This window comes from Mesorhizobium sp. M1396 (assembly GCF_040317725.1).
GTDB lineage: Bacteria > Pseudomonadota > Alphaproteobacteria > Rhizobiales > Rhizobiaceae > Mesorhizobium.
Genome location: NZ_JAMYLA010000112.1, coordinates 1 through 6,756 on the forward strand (window position 1 = coordinate 1; position 6,756 = coordinate 6,756).

Consider the following 6,756-nt stretch of genomic DNA (forward strand, 5'->3'; position numbering starts at 1 on the left):
CCCAAAGCAGCAGCCAACGCATGGCTCGCAAAAGCACCCCGAAGATCGATGACGATCTCAAAACAGACCTGAGTCGTGTACCGTGGGGCCCCACGGAGGATCTCCCTTAGGAGACAGATCAAGCCGTCCATCGGAACCCCGCGAGGCGACTACGACGAAGGGAGAGGCGGCAATGAAGCGCCGACAGATATCATCGATGTGATCGATGGCTTTCCGGGCCACCCGATGACTGGGCAGTTCGACGAGTTGGCGTAGGCGCTCGCGACTTGTGATCACTTCCTCGAAACGAACTTCCATGGCGCTCTCCCGCAACTGCTCGCCAGCATCGCAGGCCGGCCCCTCCGGTCGGCGATACGCTCCTACGGATTGGTCATCTTGCCCAACAGCCGAAGGCGGCTGACGAGCGTGGCGAGTTCGGCCTGACGGTGCGTGTTGGTCTTGGCGAATACCGCTCTGAGCTGGGTGCGCGCGGTTTCGCGGCTGATGCCGAGGGCAATTGCCGCCGCATTGATGCCATCGCCCGACGCGAGGCGAGCGGCCAGCCTGGCCCCGGCTGCCGTCAAACCAAATGCAGCGCTCAAGCGCACTGCATCCGGGCGCGCCAGAGACCTCAGATCGGTCAGCAGGAGGACAGCGCAGCCGGCCGTGAACAGATCGCTGCCGAATGCGCTCAGCGGCATCACCTCCGCCAGAAGCCAGGGCCTTTCGTCGTGCGGCCGGAGGCGCTCCGTACCGCCGGCCGCGCCGACCGCGAGAGAGCAGGCGCCGCAGCCGGTTGTCGCTGCCGGGGTCGTTGGTCGTCGGGCGACCTCTCACTAGGTAGAAATCCTCGCCAATCAGCTTCTGTGCTGAAAGATTCAGGTCCTTTGCGCGGCCTTCGGCGTCGAGCAGAAGGGCAGCGCAGCTTGCTCGCTCAAGCGACGAGAGTTCCGACGCCTGCTGGAACGCTGCGAACCGCTTGGCGAGCCTTACGATCCTGCCAAGGTGCGGGCCAACTGCCGCGAAACGGCGGGTCTCCTCGGGAACGAACCTGCCACGGCGCGCGCTACGATAAAGCGGCAGGCTCCAGCGATGTTCATCCACCATGAAGGGCGTTGACGCATACCAGTCCCGTGCTCCGGGACGGGCAGTCTCCTGGTAATAGGGCAGCGTCCTGCGTTCCTCCTTCGTGGAGATCTGATCTTCGATGAGCGTCGTATAGCCTGCCCGGCGGAATGCGGGCGCTCTTGTGATGTGCGGGTCCGGAGCGTGGCCTTCATTGCGCAGCCACAATTCGGCGAATCCGGCGTGTTCGGTAGAGATGGGTATCTTGGGCGGCGCCTCTTCATCGTCTGAGAAGAAGGTGCAGCTTTCGGCGCCTAGCGACTCCGCAAGCAATTGCAGGGCGCGGGGCCACTCGGCCGGCGCCAGGACCGCGTCGTAACAGGCTTCGATGGCCCGCTCAGTTCGTTCCACAAGCATCGACCAACTCCGTGGTCGGGTAGCCAAAATCTTAGCACGTGTGCCTCGGAGAGACAGCGTGCTGGATGCTGGCGCACACTACCAGCAAAAGCGCAACCCCGGTTCACCCGTACGGGTGATGCGAGACAAAGTCGCCGGCAGCACCCTCCCGTTCGACCAACAGGATGGGCGCGCCGAGATGATGTTCTTCGTTCCACGCGTCGCTGGGCGAGAAGAACCCGGGCGGGCACGAAGCGAGCTATTCGCTCTGGTGGTGAGCCTGACACGTCGCTGTCTGCTACGGCGGAGCAGGTTTCTTCGGTAGATCTCGAGCTGGTTCTTTGCGTCGATGTATCGTCTTCAATGAGCGAGGCGGAACAACGCCTGCAGCGGGAAGGATATGTCAACGCACTGCACGATCCCGCAGTGTTGCAGTCCATCGAATCCGGCCGGCGTGGCAGAATTGCCGTAGCCTATGTCGAGTGGGCAGGCCCGAACCACCAGAGCCTGCTGATACCATGGATTGTTCTCGATGAGCCCGAAGATGCGGCCGCCTTCGGCGAGGTCCTGATGGCTCAGCCGATCGTTAGAGGACGCGGCACCTCAATCTCGGGGGCGCTCTTGGCGGCGGGCAAGCTATTGGCCGAAGGGCCGGCAAGCGACCGCCGGGTAATCGATGTCTCTGGCGACGGACCCAACAATGCCGGTCTGCCGCTTCAACCCGTGCGCGACGCACTCATAGCTGCCGGCGTGACCGTCAACGGACTGGCGATCTCGCTGCACGCAGCCGACACGCTCGACAGCTTTGGTCCGCGCTATGTCGAGGTGTATTACGAGAGCTGCGTCATCGGCGGTTTCGACGCTTTCATCGTCAGGGTCGACAGCACAGCCGAGTTTGCAAAGACAATTCGGAAGAAGCTCGTGAATGAAATTGCTGGCCAGTCCGCCAGAGTTCAGCCTGCGGCTTATCAGATCCACTCACGACCCGTCGTCGATTGCGTCACGATCGGAGCAGCCCCTGGACGGTTGCACCGGTCGGACCTTGCATGGTCCGAGAGCGAAAGGTCCGCATTGGTGAAGGTTTTTCGATGCAGGCCGCGGCGCGGGGGCTCGGGCTGCGATCGACATCGGCCCGCGTTGGAAAACTTTCACAATAGCCGACACAGTATTGACCTTGGTCGGCGCTCTATTAGGCGCGATCGGTAGTCGCTTTCGCCTCCGAGTTACTCCACCTTTTCGACGAATTGCAGGAACTCGACAGGTGGAAACAAGTTGAGTTCCTTGGCAACGTTCATGTTTACCAGATAGGCGAACTTCTCCATGGCAACGACCGGCATGTCGCCGGGCTTGGCACCCTCCGTCAGGATTTTGGCCACCTGCTCACCGGCAAGCTTGCCAACGTCGTAGTCGCGAGCGGCCACCGACATCAGCGCCTGGGATTCGCGGACCAGATGTTCATAAGGGCTGAGCACGGGCAAGCCATTGGCCACGGCAGCACCGGTGAAGACATCGGCGTTCTTCTCAAGGAAGGTGCTTGAGCCCAGGTAGACGAACTGGACGCCGGCCGCCTTTAGTTGGGCGGTAACCTCGGCAAGCTTGGCTGGATCCGGGGTGCCGTCGGCAAGTGCTGGCAGCGGCAAGGCGTCGAACTTGAACTTCATCTTTTCCGATAACGCCTTTAGTTCCTCCATCTTTTTCACCGAATTGGGCTCGCTGCGGTCGAACAGGAGACCCAGATGATCGAAGCTCGGCATGTAGCGCTTGATGCTCTTGATGTTGACGCTTTCGGGAACCCGGTTTCGGGTACCGGTCACATTGGCGCGGCCGGTCTTTTCGTAGCTTTCGATGATACCCGCACCGATCGGATCGGCCACCACGGTGAACACCACGGGGATGTCATTGAGAAGGTCGCTGTTCTGCTGGTCTTTCAACGTGCCGACCATGCCTAGAGTAGTCTTGGTGCCCCAGGTGACCACCACGTCAGCCTTGCGGTCGCGTGCGTCCTTGACAAAGCCGGGCAGTTTGCTCTTGTCCTGTGCCGCATCGTCGACGACGAAGCTGACATCAATTTTCTTTTCTTCAAGCGAGTCCTTGAGGCCCTTGCAAACATCCTCGCAGCCCAGCCACGTTATCATCACAAGGGTCTTCTCCGCCGCCTCGGCCCGAGGCGGAAGAACGAGGCAAGAAGCCAGGACGGCGCCGGCCAACACACGGTTTGCGTATTTCATGCTTTCCTCCTTCCAATGATCGACAAGCTGTGGCTTGCCACGTAATAGATGAAATACGCGCCGACCCCGGCCAGCACCAAAATGGCGATGAAGCCCATTCCAGCGGAATAGCCAAAACTTCCAGCGACGGCGGCGATGGCGATAAGGCCCACAACGCTGCCAATTCGGTCCATGACCCTGACGGTGCCAAGGACTCTTTCCGAACCGATATGGGTCAGCCTTCCTTCCGCAAGTTCCATTACTGTGGCCGTCTTTGGCCCACTCACCAGGCCGTAGCCAAGGCCGGTGCCGATTGCGGCAACAATCATAGTCCAGCCGTTAGTAACTGCCGCCGCTGCGAGCAGGGTCACTCCGCCAAGCAACGCCCCGGCGACGGTGATGCCCACCGCCGAAATCTTGCCGGCAGGCAGTCGCCCGTACAGTGAACCCGACAGGATCACCATTAGAAAGTATATCATCATCAACCGTCCGGTATCGGCCGTGGAGGCGCCCAACGCGTTCATCTGCAGCGACAGGAGATAGGAGATAAAGACCTGATCGAGGATCGTTTGGGGCAAGATAATGCCAAACAGCAGGGTCGCGAACTGGCCGTCAGCCATCGTTTCAAGCAACTGTCGCAGATTGGTGCGACTGTCCTTTTCGGCGAGCGTCGAACCGTGGTTGGACCCTGGCAGCATGCGGAAGATCATCGCTGCCGAGATCAGGATCAATGCGGCGCAGACCAGAAATACGCTGCGCTCGCCCAGCCGGTCGGCAACTACGCCGCCTAGTGCGGTTCCGGCATAGAAGCCCCCGAACATCGCCACGTGGAAAAGCCCTAGCGCTTGGGCCCGCTGTTCCTTTGGGGCGGCATCGATCACGTAGTCCTGGCAGGAGAGCGAAGCAAAGGCATAGCCAATGCCGCTGAACACACACAAAAAGATGATTTCCAGCACATTGGTGGAAATGAAGAACCCAAAATTGGAGAGGGCCGCTGGTATCGAGGCAAAGAGGAACAGATTGCGGTGGCCGAAGCGTTTTGATAGCGGCCGCGCATAGGGCGAACCGACGACGATGGCTATGAGATAGGCGGCGAGCGGCAAACTGATGACGATGCCTGGATTGAGCCAGGTCAGCGGATTGTCGGCGTCGCGGACATAGAGCGAAAAGAACGACAGCGGAAATGAGTCAGCCGCTGCAATGAGGAAAAGCGGAAGGCGCACATCGCTTAGACTGCAAAACCTCATGATCACCGGCCGGCCGGCAGGGATAATGAAGTCCGGCGCCAGCTGCACAGCGCGGTCGCCATCGGGCAGTCTTCGGACCGCGGCCATCATTACCGCAAGCCGCTCGGCACGCAAGGAAAGGGCATGGCCCAGCCTATCGACGGCGCTGATCCCGCTCGCCATGATGCGGTGGGAGAAATCGCCGGCTGCCTGATGCTTCAGGATGTAGTCGAGGCGGGTCAACGGTCCGGTTAGCCAGTGGTTGGTCATCACAGAGACCAGTTCGACCGCCAACAGGATTGTGACCAGCGTCACCACCAAGAGGTCGAGGATCAGATCGCGGAATTCGCGCGACAGATAGCCAGCGTTCTTGATCACGACGACATTGGCGACCAGCTTGTTGTCGACGACGATCGGCACGACGGTCCCTGCCTGTAGCATCACCGACGTCGTGGTCGGCGGGCGATCGCCCATCTCCAGGATGGGTCGGTTGTTGGTGATCAGCGCGAAGTAGGAAATCTCCGGAAAGTCGCGAAGCAGGGACGTGAAGAAATCCCGTCCCCCGACCATCATGTCGAGCGGCACACCCGCCTTGAGCGTGCGGGTAATAGCATCATTGGCGATGCTGCCAATAAGCCTTGTGCGTTTGTCGAGTTCGAGGGCAAAGGATTCATCGATGCTGCGGTAGGCGACAGTACCGAGCGATATGGTGATCCCCACCACCAGGGCGGCAATGAGCGCCGTAAGCCGCCGCGACACCGTGACAGCCATGGGGCTATCGGGAACCGAGATGACGTCGGCACCTGAGGTCCCGCAGGTGGAGCTCGCACTGGGTCTGCCCCGATAAGCGCCGCGAGTTTTGAAGTTGCCAAACGGTATTTTGCGGTACCAGCGGCAAGGGTCGCGCGAAAATCGGCAAAGTCGCGGGCAGCCAAAGTGCTGTCGTCTTCGACAATGTCTTCGGCATGGCTGGCGATGTCGTCGAGGCTGCGGATGGCCGGACGCAGCCGATAGCGCAAAGCAACGTAGGCTAGGGCCGAGAACCCAGCCAGAAGCGCCAGCGCGGACAACCGAATGTGCGAACTGATAAGGTGATTATGCGTCCGCAATTCGTTCATCGGATAAATAACTGCCAGCGCAGCGGCCGGCTCGTCGTTCTCATCCGGTATGGTGGCACCGCTGACCAGCGCGGTCGCAGTCTCAAGGCTCCACTGGCTGTTTGATCCCTCTTCCATGGCGCGCGCCATTTGGCGCCCGCTAAACGGAACAGCAGCATCCGGCACAGAAAGGATGACTCCGCCGGCTGCATCAAGCAGCACGATGTTGGAAATCGCGGGGTCGGTCTGCCAAGCCCGGTTCAGCAGTTCTTGGGCATTGCGGACCGTCGCCACCGTCAAACCAAGTTCTGAGACTGACCGGAAAGGGGCCGCGGTTGCCGCTGCAATGACCGACAGTCGTTGCCGCACAAGCTGGGAATACACCGCCTCATGCTGCAGCTTGACCAGCACCGCCAGGATGGTAACCACAATTGCCAGAACAACCGTCAACGCCAGCCAAACGCGCACCAGAAAAGTCATATGTGCCCCTGCCGTTATCGCTCCCGAATGGCTGTTATGGATCCCTCGATCTTTTGTCGTTTATGTCGTCTTGCTCTCTTTCGAACGGGCACGGTCGCCGCAAGCATGCCGGCCGCCCACGAGCCAGCGATCACATTTGCAATGAAATCGATCTGACCCCTCAAGCCGGCTAAACCATTAGCATATCGTCCATTAGGATGACAGCATGAAGCGTCTGCAGTGCAGGGCAATCGGGTGAGTTAACGCGTGACAAGGGGTTTAGGAGCTGAATCTGTCGAGAGCATCTGATTCTTTGGAGGATGCTTT

The 6,756-nt window shown here is 60.2% G+C and carries 5 protein-coding genes; 1 reads left to right on the plus strand and 4 read right to left on the minus strand.

Features of this window, described 5'->3' with window-relative positions; genetic code table 11:
* Positions 1-359 precede the first annotated feature (359 nt).
* Complete coding sequence (locus tag NKH02_RS33800; protein WP_352884147.1) at positions 360-680, minus strand: helix-turn-helix transcriptional regulator; 321 nt, start codon at positions 678-680, stop codon at positions 360-362.
* A 697-nt stretch (positions 681-1,377) separates the two neighbouring features.
* Here NKH02_RS33800 and NKH02_RS33805 point away from each other — a divergent pair.
* The gene (locus tag NKH02_RS33805) at positions 1,378-2,646 is read left to right on the plus strand and encodes a DUF1194 domain-containing protein (RefSeq protein WP_352884149.1); all 1,269 of its coding nucleotides are present in this window, start codon (positions 1,378-1,380) and stop codon (positions 2,644-2,646) included.
* Between the two features lie 17 nt (positions 2,647-2,663).
* Here NKH02_RS33805 and NKH02_RS33810 read toward each other — a convergent pair whose 3' ends face one another.
* Genes NKH02_RS33810 through NKH02_RS33820 form a run of 3 tightly spaced genes read right to left on the minus strand, consistent with a single transcriptional unit; the run spans position 2,664 to position 6,450 of the window.
* Positions 2,664-3,668 (minus strand): ABC transporter substrate-binding protein, encoded by a 1,005-nt coding sequence (locus tag NKH02_RS33810; protein WP_352884151.1) that lies wholly within the window; start codon positions 3,666-3,668, stop codon positions 2,664-2,666.
* Positions 3,665-5,446, minus strand: coding sequence for an MFS transporter (locus NKH02_RS33815; RefSeq protein WP_352884155.1), 1,782 nt, complete (start codon positions 5,444-5,446; stop codon positions 3,665-3,667). Before NKH02_RS33815 ends, NKH02_RS33810 begins: the two co-directional genes overlap by 4 nt.
* Positions 5,443-6,450, minus strand: a complete 1,008-nt coding sequence (locus tag NKH02_RS33820; RefSeq protein ID WP_352884153.1) for a hypothetical protein — start codon at positions 6,448-6,450, stop codon at positions 5,443-5,445. The genes NKH02_RS33815 and NKH02_RS33820 overlap by 4 nt, the downstream gene beginning before the upstream one ends.
* Positions 6,451-6,756: the final 306 nt, after the last annotated feature.